Source organism: Mesorhizobium sp. WSM4836, assembly GCF_055811815.1.
In genome coordinates, this window is record NZ_JBVVQF010000088.1 from 1 (window position 1) to 582 (window position 582).

Annotated in this window: 1 protein-coding gene; it reads left to right on the forward strand. The window is 63.1% G+C overall.

Features of this window, described 5'->3' with window-relative positions; all coding sequences use genetic code 11:
• Positions 1 to 582: HAD-IC family P-type ATPase (locus AC0L2P_RS32200; protein ID WP_473507246.1), on the forward strand; the 582-nt coding region annotated here is incomplete at both ends.

A 582-nucleotide genomic window follows, 5' to 3' on the forward strand; every position in this document is an offset into this window, starting at 1 on the left:
CAAAGTGCCTGTGCCGCCTGCGTCGGAGGCAGCGGCAATCGGAGGCAAAGGTGTAGTCGGCAAAGTTGGCGGAAAGAAGATTTTCCTTGGCTCTGCGGCGGCGGCGGAGGAAACAGCGAAGTTGGACGGCGATCGACTCGGTCGCATTGCCGCGTTCGGCGATGAGGGGAAATCGGTATCCGTTCTGCTGGTCGATGATCGGCTTGCGGGGATCATCGCGATGCGCGACGAACCTCGCGCCGATGCCAAGGAAGGTTTGGACGCGCTCAGGGCCGCTGGAATTGAGACGGTCATGCTGACTGGCGACAATCGGCGCGCCGCTGAAGCTGTCGGCAAGACGCTCGGTCTACCCGTCAGGTCGGAGATGCTGCCGCAAGACAAGCAGCGCGTCGTCAGGGAGCTTCAGGCTCAGAGCAAGAAAGTCGCGAAGGTAGGTGACGGCATCAACGACGCGCCCGCGCTGGCTGCTGCAGAGCTCGGGATCGCTATGGGCGGTGGTACTGACGTGGCGCTGGAAACGGCGGATGCCGCAGTGCTTCATGGTCGCGTGCGAGACCTTGCGGACATGGTCGACCTTTCGCG